This window comes from Nocardia panacis (genome assembly GCF_003598715.1).
GTDB lineage: Bacteria > Actinomycetota > Actinomycetes > Mycobacteriales > Mycobacteriaceae > Nocardia > Nocardia panacis.
The window spans coordinates 191,759-209,698 of sequence record NZ_QZFU01000012.1; the positions used below are offsets into that span (position 1 = coordinate 191,759).

Annotated in this window: 15 protein-coding genes; 13 read left to right on the plus strand and 2 right to left on the minus strand. The window is 66.9% G+C overall.

The annotated features are described in order from the left end of the window. Entirely contained in the window at positions 1 to 2,028 is a 2,028-nt protein-coding gene (locus D5S18_RS04630; protein ID WP_120038306.1) for an AMP-binding protein, read from the minus strand. 317 nt (positions 2,029 to 2,345) lie between these two features. On the opposite strand from D5S18_RS04630, the gene D5S18_RS04635 reads away from it, so the two are divergent. The 10 genes from D5S18_RS04635 (at position 2,346) to D5S18_RS04680 (ending at position 14,497) form a co-directional block, all read left to right on the plus strand. After that, the gene (locus D5S18_RS04635; protein WP_120038308.1) at positions 2,346 to 7,304 is read left to right on the plus strand and encodes an ATP-binding protein; all 4,959 of its coding nucleotides are present in this window, start codon (positions 2,346 to 2,348) and stop codon (positions 7,302 to 7,304) included. After that, positions 7,301 to 7,714, plus strand: coding sequence for a roadblock/LC7 domain-containing protein (locus tag D5S18_RS04640; protein WP_011207200.1), 414 nt, complete (start codon positions 7,301 to 7,303; stop codon positions 7,712 to 7,714). Before D5S18_RS04635 ends, D5S18_RS04640 begins: the two co-directional genes overlap by 4 nt. 7 nt (positions 7,715 to 7,721) lie before the next feature. Further along, a complete protein-coding gene (locus tag D5S18_RS04645; protein ID WP_014981573.1) occupies positions 7,722 to 8,096 on the plus strand; it encodes a DUF742 domain-containing protein in 375 nt (124 codons plus the stop codon). After that, positions 8,077 to 8,679, plus strand: a complete 603-nt coding sequence (locus D5S18_RS04650) for a GTP-binding protein (protein WP_203236583.1) — start codon at positions 8,077 to 8,079, stop codon at positions 8,677 to 8,679. The genes D5S18_RS04645 and D5S18_RS04650 overlap by 20 nt, the downstream gene beginning before the upstream one ends. A 1-nt stretch (position 8,680) precedes the next feature. Further along, positions 8,681 to 10,225 (plus strand): carboxyl transferase domain-containing protein, encoded by a 1,545-nt coding sequence (locus D5S18_RS04655; RefSeq protein ID WP_239003534.1) that lies wholly within the window; start codon positions 8,681 to 8,683, stop codon positions 10,223 to 10,225. 58 nt (positions 10,226 to 10,283) lie between these two features. Continuing rightward, positions 10,284 to 11,135 (plus strand): aldo/keto reductase, encoded by an 852-nt coding sequence (locus D5S18_RS04660; protein WP_120038465.1) that lies wholly within the window; start codon positions 10,284 to 10,286, stop codon positions 11,133 to 11,135. Positions 11,136 to 11,448: 313 nt separating this feature from the next. Next, entirely contained in the window at positions 11,449 to 11,979 is a 531-nt protein-coding gene (locus tag D5S18_RS04665; RefSeq protein ID WP_239003535.1) for a DUF3558 domain-containing protein, read from the plus strand. A gap of 20 nt (positions 11,980 to 11,999) precedes the next feature. Next, entirely contained in the window at positions 12,000 to 12,392 is a 393-nt protein-coding gene (locus D5S18_RS04670) for a hypothetical protein (protein ID WP_120038312.1), read from the plus strand. Beyond that, complete coding sequence (locus tag D5S18_RS04675; protein ID WP_120038314.1) at positions 12,392 to 13,720, plus strand: hypothetical protein; 1,329 nt, start codon at positions 12,392 to 12,394, stop codon at positions 13,718 to 13,720. The genes D5S18_RS04670 and D5S18_RS04675 overlap by 1 nt, the downstream gene beginning before the upstream one ends. 15 nt (positions 13,721 to 13,735) lie before the next feature. After that, positions 13,736 to 14,497: an ESX secretion-associated protein EspG gene (locus tag D5S18_RS04680; RefSeq protein WP_120038316.1), complete on the plus strand. Its 762-nt coding sequence runs from the start codon at positions 13,736 to 13,738 to the stop codon at positions 14,495 to 14,497. A gap of 3 nt (positions 14,498 to 14,500) precedes the next feature. Here D5S18_RS04680 and D5S18_RS04685 read toward each other — a convergent pair whose 3' ends face one another. Then, positions 14,501 to 15,607, minus strand: a complete 1,107-nt coding sequence (locus D5S18_RS04685; RefSeq protein WP_120038318.1) for an NAD(P)-binding domain-containing protein — start codon at positions 15,605 to 15,607, stop codon at positions 14,501 to 14,503. 81 nt (positions 15,608 to 15,688) lie between these two features. Here D5S18_RS04685 and D5S18_RS04690 point away from each other — a divergent pair, with 81 nt between their 5' ends. The 3 genes from D5S18_RS04690 to D5S18_RS04700 all read left to right on the plus strand — a co-directional run bounded on the left by D5S18_RS04690 (position 15,689) and on the right by D5S18_RS04700 (position 17,894). Beyond that, entirely contained in the window at positions 15,689 to 16,414 is a 726-nt protein-coding gene (locus tag D5S18_RS04690) for an enoyl-CoA hydratase (protein WP_120038320.1), read from the plus strand. A 2-nt stretch (positions 16,415 to 16,416) separates the two neighbouring features. Further along, entirely contained in the window at positions 16,417 to 17,559 is a 1,143-nt protein-coding gene (locus D5S18_RS04695; RefSeq protein WP_120038467.1) for an MBL fold metallo-hydrolase, read from the plus strand. A gap of 65 nt (positions 17,560 to 17,624) precedes the next feature. Beyond that, positions 17,625 to 17,894, plus strand: a complete 270-nt coding sequence (locus D5S18_RS04700) for an antitoxin (RefSeq protein WP_120038322.1) — start codon at positions 17,625 to 17,627, stop codon at positions 17,892 to 17,894. Positions 17,895 to 17,940: the final 46 nt, after the last annotated feature.

Sequence of the window (17,940 nt, forward strand, 5' to 3'; positions counted from 1 at the left end):
TCAGGCCGGGTTCTCCGATGCGGAATCCTCACGGGCCAAAGTGATTTGGTCGACCAGCGCCGTCAGCACGGCGGGATCCTCGATGGTGGACGGCGTCTGGAACTCCTCGCCCGCGGTGATCTGGCGCAGCGTCTTGCGCAGGATCTTGCCGGAGCGAGTCTTGGGCAGCGCGGCGACGACCACCGCGTCGTGCAGTGTGGCGATGGCCCCGATCTGATCGCGCACCCGTTGGATCAATTCGGCGCGCAACTGCTCGGGATCGACTTGCGCCCCTGCCTTGAGCACCACGTAGGCCAGCGGCCGGTGCCCTTTCAATTCGTCGGGCATGCCGATGACCGCGCATTCGGCGACGGCGGGATGGCCCGCGATGGCGGCCTCGATACTGCCCGCCGAAAGGCGGTGGCCCGCCATATTGATGACATCGTCGCTGCGTCCGAGGACATAGAGGTAGCCGTCCTCGTCGAAATAGCCGGAGTCGCCGGTCAGATAGTGGCCGGGGTAGGCCGATAGGTAGGAGCGGATATAACCCTCGTCGTCGTGCCATAGACCGCTCAAAGCGCCGGGTGGCAGCGGCAGCCCGATGACGATATTGCCTTCGGTGCCCGCCGCGACCGGATTGCCCTCCGCGTCGAGCACCCGGAGTCGGTAGCCGGGCACCGGGACCGAGGCCGATCCGGCCTTGATCGGAAGCTGTTGCAGGCCGAGGAGATTCGCGCAGATCGGCCAACCGGTCTCGGTCTGCCACCAGTGGTCGACCACCGGGCAGTCGGGGCGATCGGCCAGCAGCACCTCGGCTGCCCACTCATAGGTGGCCGGGTCCAGCCGCTCGCCCGCGCAGAACAGCGCCCGCAGCGAGGACAGGTCGTAGTGGTGCGCGAGCGCGGCAGTCGGATCCTCGCGTCGGATGGCGCGCAGCGCGGTCGGCGCGGTGAACAGCACGCGCACCTTGTGTTCGGCGATGACACGGAAGTACGCGCTCGCGTCGGGCGTGCCGACCGGCTTGCCCTCGTAGAGCAGTGTGGTCGCGCCGACCAGCAGCGGCGCGTAGACGATATAGGAGTGGCCGACCACCCAGCCGACATCGGAGGCGGCCCACATCACCTGGCCGGGGCCGACATCGTAGATATTGCGCATGGACCAGGCGAGGGCGACCGCGTGTCCGCCGTTGTCGCGCACCACACCCTTGGGCTTACCCGTGGTGCCGGAGGTATAGAGGATATAGAGGGGATCGGTCGCGGCGAGCGAGACGGGCGCCGCGGGTTCGGCATCGCGCACCGCGTCGGCCCAGTCCAACCACTGCGCGGCCACCGTCTCATCGGAACTCGGCAGCGATTCGGTCGCGGGTTGCGCGGCGGGAAAGGGAATCGACGGAAATCGTTCCCGCTGTTTGACAATCACGTGGCGCGGTGCGGTGGATTCCGCGATATCCAACGCCCGCAGCACAATTGGCGGATACTCCACCTTTCGCCCCGGCTCGAGCCCGCCGGATGCGGTGATGATGAGCACAGGTTCGGCGTCATCGATGCGGGCCGCGAGCTCCGGCGCGGCGAAACCGCCGAACACCACCGAGTGCACCGCGCCGATGCGGGCACAGGCCAGCATGGCGATGACGGCCTCGGGAATCATCGGCAGGTAGATGATGACGCGGTCGCCCTTCTCGACGCCGAGTCGGACCATCGCGCCCGCGAATGTGGCTACCTCGGCGAGCAATTCGGCGTAGCTGTAAACGCCTCTGGCGCCGGTCATAGCGGAGTCATATATTAGGGCGGGCCGATTCGCCGGATCCGCCCCGCTTTCCGGAGATCCCGTTTCGTGCGATCCCGCCGGGGGTACATGGCGATCGAGGGCATTGAAGGAGGTGTTGAGGCGAGCATCGGGAAACCATCGGGCCGCGGGTCGGGCAGTGGTGTCGACGATCTGAGTCGGTGGCACATCCCAATCGATGGCCTCGGCCGCGCCGGACCAGAACTCAGCGGGATCGACCAGACTGGTCTGATAGACCGGCCGATACTCGTGCCTCGCGCCCAAACCCGTGACTCCTAGCCTCGCCTCGATGCCCGCCTCGATAGATCAGCATGATTGTGGCAGACTTCACGCGACGCCCGTGTGGGTGCCGCGACCTTTGGTTTTGCCTGTAACTGGCAGGTCAAGGGGGGCAAGCTTACTCGAAGTCACCCAAGAAGTTATTGATCCGTTAGAATCTGATGTCACTTATTTCGGCCGTCGTAGACGCAATTTCTCGGCCTGCAGCAGTTCTCGGCCAGCTTCGTCTGTCGAGCCAGCATGCGATTGTGGAGGTTCGCTGATGGCGCTTGGACGGGGCCAGTTTGGAAAGTGAGTGGGAGATGCGTGACGCCGCTAGGTCCGGCAGAAAGCGCTGGGCGCTCGGCAACTGGGACCTGCGCTGGAAGGTGACGGCGGTCCTGGCCGTCCCGCTGGCGGTCGCGGTGGGCCTTGGGGTTTCGAGGATCTCCAGCGAGTTCGCCGACGCGGGCAAGTTGGCCGATGCCTCCGACAGCGTGAGCACCGTCCCCGCGGTCACGGCGCTGTCGGCCAACCTGGCCACCGTCGCAGGCTCGCAAACCATCGTGATCGGTGGCAACTCCATCGTTACCGATCAGAACCTGGCCGATCTCGACAAGGCCATCGGATCGGCCGAGAAGTCCCTGGACACACTCGGCGCAGTCCCTGCCGCGCGCGCCCTGCTCGACGGCATGGTCACCCAGTCGAAAGCGATTCGCGCACAGGGCAAAGCGCCCGCCACCCAGCCCCAGCCCGAGGTCGTCGCGATGATCGACCGGATGCGCGGCGACAGTGTCCGGGTGGTGGAAAGTGTGGTCGGCCAGGTCAGCGACCAAACCGTGGACTCGGCCAAACTGCGACTGGTCGATTCGCTCAATACCCGCGCCACCCTGGTCGGCGAGCTGGCTGCCTTCTCGGATCTGGCGCAAAACCCCAAGGTGGGCGCACAGACCTTTCTCACCGCAGCCAATACCGAGCGCGTCCTGCTCAATGTGCTGGCACACCGCTTCTCCGACACCGACCCGTCGATCGCCGAATTGCGCAGCGGTATCGAGAACCGCGTCTCGCTCATGACCAGCCCGCAGACGCAGGCCGGGTCGGCGCCCATCGGTGATTTCAAGAATTCGCTCACCAGCAGCCTGGCCGTCTACGAGAAGGTGGTCGCCAAGGCCACCAAGGATATTGACACCGAGATGGATTCGCTGGTGTCGCGTGCCCAGCGCGACGCCTGGACCTACACGGCGGTGGTCGTCGTCACCATCCTCGCCGCGCTGCTGCTGGCCGTCTTCGTCGCCCGGTCGATGATCGTGCCGCTGCACCGACTGCGCCTGGCCGCGCTGCGCGTCGCCGAGAGCGACCTGCCGCAGGAGGTGGCCCAGCTGCGCAATGGCGCGGCCCCCGAGGACGTTCCGCTCGAGCCGATGCCGGTGCGCAGCACCGAGGAGATCGGCCAACTCGCCCGAGCCGTGGACGATATCCACGGCCAGGCGCTGCGCTTGGCCAGCGACCAGGCCCAAATGCGTTCCCAGGTCAACGATATGTTCGAAACGCTGGCCCGGCGCTCCAAATCCCTCGTCGACCATCAGCTCACCCTCATCGAGGCGATGGAATACGACGAGAAGGATCCGCGCCTGCTGGAGAACCTGTTCCGGCTGGACCATCTCGCCGCCCGCATGCGCCGCAACGGCGACAACCTGCTCATCCTCGCGGGCACCAGGCAGCGCCGCGCCAAGTCCGCCCCCGTCGAGATCGCCGACGTGCTGCGCGCCGCCATCTCCGAGGTCGAGGACTACGAGCGGGTGAAACTCGGTGCCACCCCGCGCGGTTCGCTGGTGGAGCCCGCCGCCTCCGATATGGCGCACCTGTTCGCCGAACTGCTCGACAACGCGCTGCGCGCCTCCCCGCCGGAGACGGACGTCAAATTCACCTTCGCCCAGGCGCACGACCAGGGCATGCTCATCGAGGTCGCCGACCGCGGCATCGGTATGCCGCCCTCGGAGATGGCCGAGATCAACCACCGACTCGAGCAGACCGCCGAGCCCGGCCCCGATACTGCCCGGCATATGGGTCTTTTCGTGGTCGGCAGGCTCGCCGAACGGCACGGGCTCACCGTGCGCCTGCGCCCCACCTTCGATACCGCGCGCGATCCCGGCGTGACCGTGACCGTGCACGTGCCGCCCAGCCTGATCGTGCCGGGCAAGGGGCCGATGATCGCGCCCACCCAGGCCAATCCGCAAGCGCCGCAGCGTCCCGCGCCCGCCGCCCCCGCGACGGCGATGCAGACCCGCGCCATTACCCGCACACCGGGTGGCAACGTCATGGTCACCGTGGATCCCGGTGTGAGCGGTCCGGTGCCCACCGGCGGACCGGCCCCGACGAGCGGACCGATTCCGACGGGCGCGTCCGGCCCACTGCCGCAGCGGCAACCGGGTTCGTCGATGGCGGCCGGACTGCGCCAGGACGCGGGTCCCACCCTGCGGCCCGCGCCCGGACAGCAGGGCCAGGCTCCGAATGTGCCGCAGCGCGGCAAACTCGCCGCGGCCAACCTGCCCAAGCGCAATCTCGGTCCCGGCGGTCCGCCCCGGCCGCCCACCGGCGGCGAGCCGACCATCCTCGGCGCGATGCCCCCGCGCGACCCGAATTCCGGTGAACTGCCGCAGCGTCAACCAGGGGCCAAGGGTCCGCAGGCGGGTGGCGCGCTGCCGCAGCGTCAACCGAACGGCGCGCCGCAGGGCGGACTGCCGCAGCGACAACCCGGATCGAACGGTGCGCCCGGCCCTGGCGCGCCGCAGCGCGGCGCGAATGGCGCGCTGCCGCAGCGCGAGCCCGGTTCCGTTGCACCGCAACGGGATTCGGCTTCCGGATTGCCGCAGCGCGAACCGACCGGCGGGATGCCGCCGCGCGATCGGACCTCGGGCCTGCCGCAGCGCGACGCCCTGTCCGGCCCGATGCCGCCGCGCGAGAACTCCGGCGGTGCGCTGCCGGAACGCAATGGCGGCCTGCCGCAGCGCAAGCGCGATCCGTTATCGGGAGATGCGCCGCGCGATCCACTATCGGGTGGTCCGGCCCCACGGGACTCGGCGAATGGTCTGCCGCAGCGCGATCCGGCCGCGAATGGTCTGCCGCAGCGGGATTCCGGAATTCCCGGCGTCTCAAGGCCCGATCCGCTCTCCGGCGACCTGCCCCGGCGCGATCCGTTGCCCAAGCGGGATGCCCTCTCGGGTGGATTGCCACCGAGCGATAAGCGTGATCCGCTCTCGGGCGATTTGCCGCAGCGCGATGCCACCGGTGCACCGGGCATGTCGCGGCCCGATCCGCTCTCCGGTGATCTTCCTCGGCGCGAGCCGAGCGGTGCTCTGCCGCAGCGCGATACCTCGGGCGCGCCGCAGGCAGGCGGTCTGCCGCAGCGCGATGCCACGGGCGGTGTGCCGCCGCGTGATCCGGCATCCGGTCCGCCCAAGCGCGATCCGCTGGGCCGTGATCCGCTCGGCAATGGTCTGCCGCAGCGTGATCCGGCTGCCGGTGGTCTGCCGCAGCGTGATTCGGCCGCCGGTGGTTTGCCGCAACGCGATCCGGCCGCCGGAGGGATGCCGCTGCGGCCCGCCGCCAATGGTCTGCCGCAGCGCGATGCCTCGGGCAGTGGTTCGCACCAGCGCGATCCACTCGCGGGTGGTCTGCCGCAACGTGATCCCACGCCGGGGCGCGATGCCCTGTCCGGCGGTGCACCACCACGCGATCCCGCGGGCAGTGGGCTGCCGCAACGCAATGGCGGTCTGCCGCAGCGGGATGCCGCCGGGACAGGTGTGCCCCCACGTGATGCGCTCTCCGGCGATCTGCCGACGCGCGATTCGGCGAATGGTCTCCCGCAGCGCGACAGCGCGGCCGGATCGTCCCCGCGCGACGCACTCTCGGGTGGCGTCCCGCCCCGCGACGCGGCCGCGGGCGGCCTGCCGCAGCGGGACGCGCTGTCGGGTGGTCTGCCGCCGCAGGATCCCGCCTCGGGATCGCCCCAGCGTGACGCGGCCGGGAATGGTCTACCGCAGCGGAATACGCGGTCCGGCGGTCTGCCGCGGCGCGACGCGGCGAACAAGCGCGATCCGCTTTCCGACCCGCTCCCGCAGCACGATTCGTCCAATGGCCTATCGTCGCGGGATGCCGCATCCGGTCTACCGCAGCGCGATCCGCTCTCGGGTCCTCTGCCGTCGCGCGATCCCGCCACGGGTCTCCCGCAGCGCGATCCGGCCTCGGGTCTCCCGCAGCGGGATGCGCTCTCCGGTGGTCTGCCGCCGCGCGATTCTGCGAATAATGGCGTGCCGCAGCGTGATTCGCTGCCGGGTGGATTGCCCTCGCATGATCCCGCCGGGAATGGTTCGCCGCAGCGTGATGCGCTGTCCGGTGGTCTGCCGCCGCGCGACTCGGCGAACAATGGCGTGCCGCAACGGGACGCCGCCAATGGTCTGCCGTCGCGGGATGCCGGAACCGGTCTACCGCCGCGCGATGCCCTGTCGGGCGGCCTTCCGCAGCGAGATTCGGGGTTGCCGTCGCGCGATGGCGCGAATAATGGTTTGCCGCAGCGTGATCCGTCGGCGAATGGGCTGCCCCGGCGCGACTCGGCACCGGGCGGGCTCCCGCAGCGAAATTCGGGTCCGCGGCACGACGCGTCGAATAGCGGCCTCCCGCAGCGGGATTCCTCGGCCAAGGGGCTTCAGGAGAGCGGTCTGCCGCCCAGGCACGGGCAATCGGGTCTGCCGCAGCGCGATCCGGGCGCTACCAACCTGCCGCACCACCAGGCGCCGCCGGGAGTGGCACTGCCCAGGCGAGCGGCCGCCGAAGACGACGCGCCGCGCGATCCGGGCAAGCACAGCTTCCGGTCCAACCCGCAGAAGACCGCGTCGTTCTTCCAGACCAGACTGCAGCCGGCCGTCGACACCGGTTCGTCGCTGGGAACTCCGATCTTCCAGGAGATGATGTCGGCGTGGCTGCAAGATCCCAACCAGGACCGGTCCCAGGCGGCCGCCTCCTTCGAGTCGCCGGGCGACGAGGGCTGGCAGGCCGCACGCCGAGCCAGCGAGGCACAGGCCGAGACGCGCACGGCAGCCGGTTTGCCGCAACGCAATCCGGGTGGTCGACTCGTACCCGGCGGCGTCAACGGCGCTGTCGATCGGGCGCCCAGCCGCGATCCGGAAACGATCAGGTCCAGCTTGAGTCGCCACCAGCAGGGCGTCCGGGATGGCCGCGCAATGAGAGCAATGAACTTAACCGGAGATAAAGGAGACCGATGAACCCCGATCTAGGTGGTACGAATCGTCAGCTGGATTGGCTGGTTTCGAACTTCGCCAACGAGGTTCCTGGCGTAGCCCATGCCGTCCTGGTCTCGGCTGACGGACTACTCATGGCCGCGAGCGCGCAACTGCCCGTGGATCGGGCCGAACAGCTGTCCGCGGTGACCGCGGGCCTGGCCAGCCTCTCGGTCGGCGTCTCGAATTTGTTCGAGGGCGGTACCGTGCTGCAGTCGGTGGTCGAGATGGAGCACGGCTACCTACTGCTCATGGCCGTCGGTGACGGGTCCTATCTCGCGGTGCTGACCAATACGTCCTGCGATATCGGGCAGGTCGGCTACGAGATGGCTTTGTTGGTCGAGCGGGTGGGTCAGACTGTGCAGGCCACGCCTCGCGTGACAATGGGTTCCTGATGGTGGGATGGACATAGAAGATCACCGCGTGGGGAGTGCCGAGCCGAGCCTCGTCCGCCCGTACTCGCTGACCGCAGGCCGCACCAGGCCCGCGGTCGAGTTGGCGTTGGAGGCCCTCGTCGCATCGCATCCGGTCGCCCTGGAGCGGCAGTTCGAACTGACCAACATCGAGACGTCCATCGTTGAGTTGTGCAGGGAATCGCCGTCCGTCGCCGAAGTCGCCGCCCGATTGGGTATTCCCATCGGCGTGGCCCGCGTGCTCGTGGCCGACCTGATCGAGGCCGGGCACGTACGCGTTTCGGCGACTTTGAAAGACGATTCCAGCGACGATGAGCGTCGCGAGCTGATCGAAAGGGTTCTCAGTGGACTCCGGCGTATTTGATTCGACGCAGCAGGTCGACACCCGGACCAGCAAGCCGACTTCGGCGAAGATCGTGGTCGCCGGCGGCTTCGGTGTCGGGAAGACCACGCTGGTCGGTGCTGTCTCGGAGATCGTTCCGCTGCGCACGGAGGCATTGGTGACCAATGCCAGTACCGGTATCGACAACCTGACCGGCATCCCGATGAAGTCGACCACCACGGTGGCGATGGACTTCGGCCGGATCAGCCTGGCCGATGACCTGGTGCTGTACCTATTCGGTACACCGGGGCAGTACCGTTTCTGGTTCATGTGGGACGACCTCATCCGCGGCGCCATCGGCGCGGTGGTGCTGGTGGACACCCGAAGGCTGGAGGACAGCTTCGCGGCCGTCGACTACTTCGAGGCGCGCAACCTGCCATTCCTGGTGGCGCTCAACGAGTTCGACGGCGCGCCGCGATATCCGATCGAGGACATTCGGCAGGCGCTGGCCGTGCCCGCCGATGTGCCGATCCTGTCGATGGATGCTCGGCGGCGCGAGCCGGCCAAACAGGCCCTGGTCGCGCTGACCGAGTACGCCCTGCGCAAGGTCATGCAGGGATACTGATTTGCCGGGCACCGGCGGGAAAACCGTTGGCGGGCCGCGGATCTCCGCGGCCGAGCTGCTCGAGCGGCTGCTCGATCCGGGAACCTTTCACAGCTGGGACCTTCCACCGATGCGGGTGGCGGCCTCGGCCGCCTACCGGTCGGAGTTGGCACGGGCGCGGCAGGCGACCGGTTTGGACGAGGCGGTGCGCACCGGGGAGGGTTCGCTGCGCGGCCGTCGGGTCGCCGTCATCGCCTGCGAATTCGGCTTCCTGGCCGGATCGATCGGGGTGGCGGCGGCGGAGCGGATCGTCACGGCGGTGGAGCGGGCGAGCGCGCTCGGCCTGCCGCTGCTGGCCTCGCCGACCTCCGGCGGCACCAGAATGCAGGAGGGTACGGTCGCCTTCCTGCAGATGGTGAAGATCGCGGGCGCGGTCGCGGCGCATCGGGCGGCGGGCCTTCCCTATCTGGTCTATCTGCGTGATCCCACCATGGGCGGTGTCTTCGCCTCGTGGGGTTCGCTGGGGCATATGACCTTCGCCGAACCGGGCGCGCTGATCGGGTTTCTCGGGCCGAGGGTGTATCGGGCGCTCTACGACCGGCCGTTTCCGGAGGGTGTGCAGACTGCCGAAAACCTTTATCGCAGTGGGGTTATCGATGGTGTCGTGCCGATCTCGGTGTATCGGCGGATAGCCCATCGCGCGCTGAGCGTGCTGAGCGGCGTTCCGGATGAAGTACCCGAAATCGGATCGCCGAGAACGGATTCCGAGGATGATTCGGCGCAGTCGTCGGCATGGGCCTCGGTCGTCATCTCGCGGCGGTCGAATCGGCCGGGCATCCGGGAACTGCTGCGCCATGTGACGCAGCGGGTTCCGCTCAGCGGCACCGGGCAGGGCGAGTCGGATCGCACGGTGGTGCACGCACTGGCCCGCTTTCGCGGTCAGCCGTGCGTGGTGTTCGGCCATGACCGTTCGGGGCAGCACGGCGAGCACACCATGGGACCGGCCGCATTGCGCGAGGCGCGCCGGGCCATGGCACTGGCCGAGGAGTCGCGGCTGCCGCTGGTGCTGGTCATCGACACCGTCGGCGCGGCACTGTCGAAAGAAGCCGAAGAACGCGGCCTGGCCCCCGAAATCGCCCGCTGCATAGCCGATTTGGTGCGCCTGCGGACACCGACCCTCTCCGTGCTGCTCGGCCAGGGCACCGGTGGGGGTGCGCTGGCGCTGCTGCCCGCCGATCGGGTGTTGGCCGCCACCCACGCCTGGTTGGCGCCGCTGCCGCCGGAGGGGGCGAGCGCCATCGTCTACCGCGACACCGAGCACGCCGCGCAACTGGCCGCCGAACAGCGCATCCGCGCCGTCGACCTGCGCACCGACGGCATCGTGGACCGGATCGTCCCGGAACGTCCGGATGCCGCCGTCGAGCCCGCCGAATTCGCGCACCGGATGGTCGATGCCATCGCCGAGGAGCTGATCGGGCTGCGCCACCGGTCCGAAGAAGAGCTGCGGATGCTGCGGCAAGCGCGTTATCGCAGGCTGGGCGTCCCCGGTGCGGGCAGCCTCGGGTAAAAAGCAACACACCGCCGGTGTCATTGACGGCTCGGCGCGGTCCTCCTACGGTCGATTGGTGACCTTCAGAAGCGAGACCAGCGCAGTTCCGTCCATCGTGCTGAACGACGGGCAGGTGATCCCGCAACTCGGGTACGGCGTCTTCCAGGTGCCCGCCGAGGAGGTGGTCACCGCCGTGACAGCGGCGCTCGACGCCGGCTACCGCAGCATCGACACCGCCGCCATCTACGGCAACGAGGAAGGCACCGGCCGTGCCATCCGCGAATTCGGCCTGCCGCGCGACGAGGTGTACGTCACCACCAAGGTGTGGAACGAGGATCAAGGTTTCGACGCCACATTGCGCGCCTTCGACGCCAGTATGGACCGGCTCGGCCTGGACTATCTGGATCTCTATCTGATCCACTGGCCCATCGCCGTTGCCGACAAATACGTCGATACCTTCCGCGCACTGCAGGCGCTGAAGGGGCAGGGGCGGGTCCGTTCGATCGGCGTTTCCAATTTCACCATCGCTCACCTGGAGCGCGTCATCGGCGAGACAGGCGAAACCCCGGTCGTCAATCAGATCGAACTGCATCCCCGCCTGGTCCAGCGGGCCCTGCGCGAATTCCACGCCGCGCACGCCATCGCCACCGAGGCGTGGAGCCCGCTCGGCCAGGGCACCCTGCTCGGCGACCCCACCATCATCGCCATCGCCAACGCGGTCAACCGCAGCCCCGCCCAGGTCGTCATCCGCTGGCACCTCCAGTTGGGCAATATCGTCATCCCCAAGTCCGTCACCCCGTCCCGCATCGCCGCCAATATCGACGTGTTCGGGTTCGAGCTCACCGGGGCGCAGATGGATGCCATCAATGCCCTGGACAATGGTGGTCGTGTCGGACCCGATCCGGATACCTTCGATTACGGGGCGTAGCCGATCTCTTCGGACACGCGCGCGGTCGGTATGTGGTCGCGCGCGTGTCGCCGCCGGTTGATTCGCTAAATTCCATCCGAAAGCTTCGTGGCGAGCATTTTGATCTTCCCGAAGATGTGCTGATTCCAATAAACTGAACGGTACGCTGTGGCCGCTTCGGAAGATGATCGATTCGGTTTGCAGTCTCCAGTATTTGTGCGATTTTCTGCGGAAACGTCGATTTCGCTGATAAATGACATGTCCGCTGAGTACGGTCGTTTGACACAGGTCGAGATCCATCGGTCGCGCGAGCGCGACTGGATTGGGGGCAGATGTGCATCGCCGTGTTGCGTTGACATTGCTAGCTGCTGTCCTACCGGTCCTGGCCGCGTGTACTGCGGCCGCCGATGGACACCCGATCGCGGGTTCCAATAGTAGTCCGGCTTCGGTGAAGCTATTCGATCCGTGTACCGCAATTCCAGATGAAGTGCTGCATGCAGTCTCGGTCGATCCGGCAACCAAGGAAAGCGGTATTGCTGGTGTGCATCAGTCGGGGTGGGAAGTCTGTAACTGGAATGGGAAGGATTACTTCATAACAATACTCTCGACGGGGCAGTCGATTCCGGAAGTCGAGAAGAGGCGTATTTATACCGACTTTCGGGACGTCACTATTGCCGGGCGAGGGGGCAAGCAATTCCGAGTCGACGATGGGGTCACTGATCTGGCTTGTGATATTGCATTCTCTGTGCCCTCGGGCGTAGTCATGGTGGATCTGCGTAATCGGGTCTTGCGCGAAAATCCCACCGATCCCTGCATGCTCGTACGTCGGGTCAGTGAGTTCATCGTTCCAGTTTTGCCCAAGTAGCCGATGAGGGAGGTCGGTAGATGACGGGGTTGGAAGATGCTGCGCAGTGGCGCGCACTGGCGGGCAAGGCGCGAGCGGGCGAGCTATTTCTTGATGATGAGGCCGCGACGCTTGCGTGTTTCAAGGCCTGCGACAGGAGAATATCCGACCTGGAATCGATGTTGGAACCATCCAGGCTCTGGTTTCGCCGCTCAGATATTTTCGGTGGATTCGAGATGGGTGACGATCTCCAGAATATGTTCGAGGATCAGCTCAGGGGGGATCACCTATCGTTGGCATCCACACTTCGAGAGCATGTCGGGGTCGTAAATGAAATTCGTGAGGTCATGCGGTACTCATTCAAGCGCCTCAGTGGACAAGATCTCGCCAATGCCGACGATCTTGCCAGGGCGTCGGAGCGGTTGGGGCAGTGATGGCGGATGATCTTTTCTCTTCCATGGGACGGGCGATCACTGATTGGATCGCCGGTCGAAGCCTGGAACCGGGCATATCGCCTCACGATACTCAGAATGAATTCAACGGCCGACGTGATGATGTGCGAAAACGGGCTGCCGATATTGGATTCGATGGTGAATACCGACCCGGTTCGGTAGTGCGCTGGGACAATTTTGAGCGATCGGATCTGGCAACGCTGCGAGCGAACGTGGACAAGATCGACCTCGATGCCGTCGATGAACTGATAGCGGCCTGGCGTGAGGTTGGACGTCGTGAGACGAGTTCGCTCGGCGCATTCAATGCTGCTATGGCAAAGGCCCTGGATTCGGCAATTTGGCGGGGGGTCGCCCGTGACGCCGCCGCTGCGGCCCTCTATCAGTACTCGGTGCGGACGGCGCAGTTCGCGCATGCTGTGGAGTTGACCGGAAACAAGCTCGAGGAATTGAAGACAGGGTTGGAGCCGACGAAGGCGCTGGTGCCATATGTGCCCGAGCAGCGGTCGACTGTGCGAAACGTTCGGAGTTGGCTCGCCGGTCGAGGGTGGCGCGACAACGAGGAGGCATACAACACTGCCAAAACGGAAGCGGTGCGGGTGTTGAATACGGTGTATGCCAGGGTTATTCGGGACACAGATACGAAGGTGCCGATTATTCCGAAAGCATATAATCCGGTGCGGGAGTCGCCCGGTGCCAATGGTGAATTGTCACCACGGACCGATCGCGAATCCGCTGGTCGAGAACCGGGTACCGGTCAATTTGAAACCAGGCCGGAGCCCAAATCGGGGACCGGTCAATCCGAAACCACACCGGAGCCCAAATCGGGGACCGCGCAATCGAATCAGGAACCGAGGGGCGAATCCGGTTCGGGAGTCGAGAGTCCGGGGATAGCTGACGAACAGCCGAAGCGGGCGAAACCGCCCGATACGGGCGATCAGGTCGCTCCGGCCACGACAACCCCGGCCGGTTTGGCCGAACAACCGCGGCCTGGATCGAATATTCCCGGGGCCGGCCCACATTCGTTCGACCCAACCACGCACAGAACGCCGAGTGATCCGCAGCGCCCGTTCGCGACTCTTCGTCCACCCCCCTTGGCCAGACCGGAGCAGATTCCGGCGGCAGGTCGAGCACCCGCATCGGCACAGCAGCCTTCCGGTATGCCGGGTATGGCACCGGGTGCGGTGGGCAAACGGGATGATCAGGAGCGGGGTCGAGGTGTTCCGGACTATCTGATCACCAAGGAGCACGGTGAGCAGGTGACCGGGCTCGACGCACTGCCGAAGGCGGTGCCGCCGGTTCTCGGTGAGTGAGTGCGGACGACGACGATGAGCAGAGTGGAGCGTTGGCGGTTCAGCGCGCTCGAATTCCGGGTGCTGTGGGAGTCGACGGGGCGCGATGTGCTGCCGTATCCGCTGCGGCACCGGTCGATGGCGCACTATCGGGACGAATTCGTCGCGCAGTGGCGGGCGGCGGCGCGCACGGTCGCGCCGCAGTTGGATGATGCGCTGGTGCGCGCGATTCAAGTGCTGTTGGCCCCGGAGGCGCGCATCGAGGTGGCCGGGTTCCGAGGGGCCAATGGGGAGCGGCGGATTCGCGCGCATGCCGGAGTGCACTATCAGCACGCTGCCATTGCCGTTCAGGAACCCGAGGACAATGGTGATGTGCACCTGGCGTTGTTGCCCGCGGATCGCATCGCCTCGGCCGTCTTGGCCGCACTGCCGAAATGCGGGGCAGGCCAGGGTAAATCGCTCACCATAGCCATAGATGAGCTGGAACGACCGCTTCCGGTGGCGCGAGACCCGTGGCGGCCGACGCCCCGTCAGGAGTTCGAGCGCTTCTTCGATCGTCCCACCAGTTGTCGATGTCATGTCGCGGTCTATCCGCACGGCAGTGTCGACAATCGACATATTCAGGGTCGCAGGGATTTCCAGCTCTCGGATTTCACCGGCGACGGCCGCTACCTGAGCTACGGTTTGCGCACGGTCACGGTTCGGCCTGCCGATGCCACGCGGTTGACCGCCGCGATCGATCAGTTGATCGTCCAGACGGTGGCGGAGGTCCGTGCTGGTGGACATCCGGGATTGTGAAAGCTAGCGCAACCCAAGGTATTCGGTCAGCTCTGCGGCGGCGGCCCGCCCTGCCCGATTGGCCCCGATGGTGCTGGCGGAGGGGCCGTACCCGATGAGGTGGATGCGCGGGTCGGCGGCGACCCTGGTGGCGAGGCGGCCGGTCATGGTGATGCCGCCGCCGGGGCCGCGCAGGCGCAGCGGTGCGAGATGGTCGAGGGAGCTGCGGAATCCGGTGGCCCACAGGATGACCTCGGCGTGCTGGCGGCTGCCGTCGGGCCAGTGCACGCCTTCGGGTTCGATGCGGTCGAACATGGGGTGGCGGATGAGCGCGCCGCGGTCGCGGGCGGCGCGTATCCGGTCGTCGAGGAGCAGCCCGGTGACGGAGACGACCGAACCCGGCGGCAGTCCGTGCCGCACCCGGTCTTCGACCATGGCCACGGCGGTTCGTCCGGCGTCCTCGGTGAATTCGCCGTCGCGGAAGCGCGGTTCGCTGCGTGTCACCCAGGTGGTGGTGGTGACCTGCGAGATCTCGTCGAGCAATTGGATCGCCGAGATGCCGCCGCCGACGACGATCACGTGTTTGCCCGCGAATTCCTCGGCGGTGCGGTAGTCGTGGGTGTGCACCTGTCGCCCGGTGAATGTTTCCGCGCCGGGATAGTGCGGGATGAAAGGCCGTTCCCAGGTTCCGGTGCAGTTGATCAGCCCTCGGGTGCGCAGGGTGCCCGTCGAATCGGTTTCCGCGCTGAGGATTTCGCCGCGTTCGGGGACGGGATATCCAGCGGGGTCACGGTCGCACACCACTCGCACCGAGACGGGTCTGCGCACGCCCAGCGCGAAGCGCTTCTCGTAGAGCTCGTAGTAGTGCGGCACGGCCGTGGCCGCCGGCACCTGGTCCGCATCGGGCGGCAGGGTTTCGGCGAAGGACATGCCGGGCAGGTCGTGCACCCGGTTGACGGTGGACAGGGTCAGCGAGGGCCAGCGGTGCTGCCACGCGCCGCCTGGTCCGGGCGAATGGTCGACCACGAGGAAGTCGCGTTCGGGGCGCAGGCCGAGGCGCAGCAGGTGGTAGCAGGCTGAGAGTCCGGCTTGACCGGCCCCGATCACCAGAATGTCGCAGTCGGTCGGCACGGTCGCCGATGGTATCGCCTGCGCCGATCCGTGCGCCGGGCTGTGGCAGAGTTAAGGGAACCAACCAGTTGGGGAGGAACATTGCTCGGAGTCAGCCGCAGTGGCGATGTCGTCACCATCGAGTTCCAGCGGGAGGAGCGCCGCAACGCGCTCAATCTCGAGTTGGCGGCCCTGGTGCGCGAGGCGGTGTTCGAGGCGTCGCGGGAGGCGCGGGTGATCGTGCTGACCGGGCGCGGTCCGCTGTTCAGCGCGGGCGCGGATCTGTCGGGTGTGTATTCCCAGGAGTTCATTCACGGTCTGGTCGAGATGTTGCACACCATCGAGTCGGCGCCGATTCCGGTGATCTCGGCGATCAATGGCGGTGCGCTCGGCGCGGGCGTGCAGTTGGCGTTGGCCTCGGATCTGCGGGTGCTCGATCCTGATTCATATATCGCGATTCCCGCCGCGAAACTCGGTATCTCGGTGGACCGGTGGACGGTGCGCAGGCTGGTCTCGCTGATCGGTGGCGGTCCGGCCCGCACCATGCTGCTCGGCGCGGAGCCGATCTCGGCCGCGGATGCCTACGGTTTCGGTTTCGCCAATCGGCTCGGCAGTCTGGCCGATGCGCAGGAGTGGGCCAAGGAGATCGCCGAGTTGGCTCCGCTGTCGCTGCGGCACCTGAAATTGGTGCTCAATGACGACGGCACCCGCGATCCGGAATCGGCGCAGCAGCGCGCGGCGTTGGAAGCGGCATGGGCCAGCGAGGATGCCCAGGAGGGCAGATTGGCTCGACAACAGCGGCGCACGGCGAAATTTGTGGGGCGATGATGATGAAGCTGCGGAAAGTGGTCGGTTGTGCGGCGGGCGCGTTCGGGCTCGCCTGGGTGGTGCGTGCGGCGTGGGGGTTGCCCTCGGCGATCGGCGCATCGATCTCGGCGATCCAGCCGTACGCGGCGAGCGCGGGCAACTATCGCGACCGGCAATTCCACAACACCGAACCGAGCACCCAGCTCGCGCCCGGTTCGGCGCCTTCGCTGTTCTACTCCCTGGTGACCAGGCGCAAGGCCGGGCGTCCGCGCGGCATCATTCCGCTGCAGCCGCCGCAGGAGCCGCAGGCGGCCGCCGATCTCGCGGTCACCTGGTACGGGCATGCCAGCGCCCTGGTGGAGGTGGACGGATATCGGGTGCTCACCGATCCGGTGTGGAGCGAGCGCGTTTCGCCCTCGGCCCTGATCGGCCCGACCCGCCTGCATCCGGTGCCCGCACCGCTGACGGCGCTGCCGCCGGTGGATGCGATACTCATCTCGCACGATCACTACGACCATCTGGATCGGGAGACGGTGCGCGAGCTGGTGCGGTTGCAGGATGCGCCGTTCCTGGTGCCGATCGGGATCGGCGCGCATCTGCGGCACTGGGGTGTGCCAGAGGATCGGATCGTCGAATTGGATTGGGGCGGTTCGGTTTCGCTGTCGAGGCTGGGTCGCGCGCGGGAGTCGGGGGATCTGATGATCACCTGCGCCGAGGCCAGGCATTTCTCGGGTCGCGGTCTGGTGCGCAACACCACGCTGTGGGCCTCCTGGTCCATCGCAGGCCCCACCAAGCGGGTGTATTTCGGCGGCGACACCGGTTACACCAAGGCGTTCGCCCAGGCGGGGGCGGCATTGGGTCCGTTCGATCTGACGCTGTTGCCGATCGGCGCGTACGACGAGCGCTGGCCGGATGTGCACATGAATCCGGAGGAGGCGGTGCACGCGCACGCCGACCTCAATGTCGGCGACGCGGGCTACGGCGTGCTGGTGCCGATCCACTGGGCCACCTTCAATCTGGCCTTCCACGGCTGGTCCGAGCCGGTGCGGCGGATGGTGGCCGCGGCCGAGGCGGCCGGTACCTCGATTCGGGTTCCGATGCCCGGCCAGCGGGTACTCCCGGATGGTCTCCCACCACGGGTTTCGTGGTGGGAAGATGTGGGGTGAACCTTTAGATTCGGCTCCCTAGGTTCGATAACGCCCCTAGGTTCGACAAACAGGAAGGATTCGGGATGAGTCTGGCAGACACCCTCAAGAACCTGGTCGGCATGGGTAGAGACGCGGCGGCGAAGAATGCCGACAAGATTCACGAGGCCGTGGACAAGGCCGGCGATTTCATCGACGAGAAGACCGGCCACAAGTACAGCGACAAGATCGAGCAGGGCAAGCAGGCGGCCAAGAACGCGGTGCCGACAGAGCAGGCCGAGAGTGCGCCCGCTCCGGAGCCCGCGCCCGAGCCCGCTCCCGAGCAGCCGCCCGCCCAGGGCGAATCGCAGCCCTGACGCCGCAGTAGGCGGGGGCCTGATCCGCGGTCCCCGCCACTAATAT

Coding starts and splice junctions, on each gene's coding strand:
- D5S18_RS04635 (WP_120038308.1), top strand. CDS start 2,346: ATGCGTGACGCCGCTAGGTCCGGCAGAAAGCGCTGGGCGCTCGGCAAC.
- D5S18_RS04640 (WP_011207200.1), top strand. CDS start 7,301: ATGAACCCCGATCTAGGTGGTACGAATCGTCAGCTGGATTGGCTGGTT.
- D5S18_RS04645 (WP_014981573.1), top strand. CDS start 7,722: ATGGACATAGAAGATCACCGCGTGGGGAGTGCCGAGCCGAGCCTCGTC.
- D5S18_RS04670 (WP_120038312.1), top strand. CDS start 12,000: ATGACGGGGTTGGAAGATGCTGCGCAGTGGCGCGCACTGGCGGGCAAG.
- D5S18_RS04675 (WP_120038314.1), top strand. CDS start 12,392: ATGGCGGATGATCTTTTCTCTTCCATGGGACGGGCGATCACTGATTGG.
- D5S18_RS04680 (WP_120038316.1), top strand. CDS start 13,736: ATGAGCAGAGTGGAGCGTTGGCGGTTCAGCGCGCTCGAATTCCGGGTG.
- D5S18_RS04695 (WP_120038467.1), top strand. CDS start 16,417: ATGAAGCTGCGGAAAGTGGTCGGTTGTGCGGCGGGCGCGTTCGGGCTC.
- D5S18_RS04700 (WP_120038322.1), top strand. CDS start 17,625: ATGAGTCTGGCAGACACCCTCAAGAACCTGGTCGGCATGGGTAGAGAC.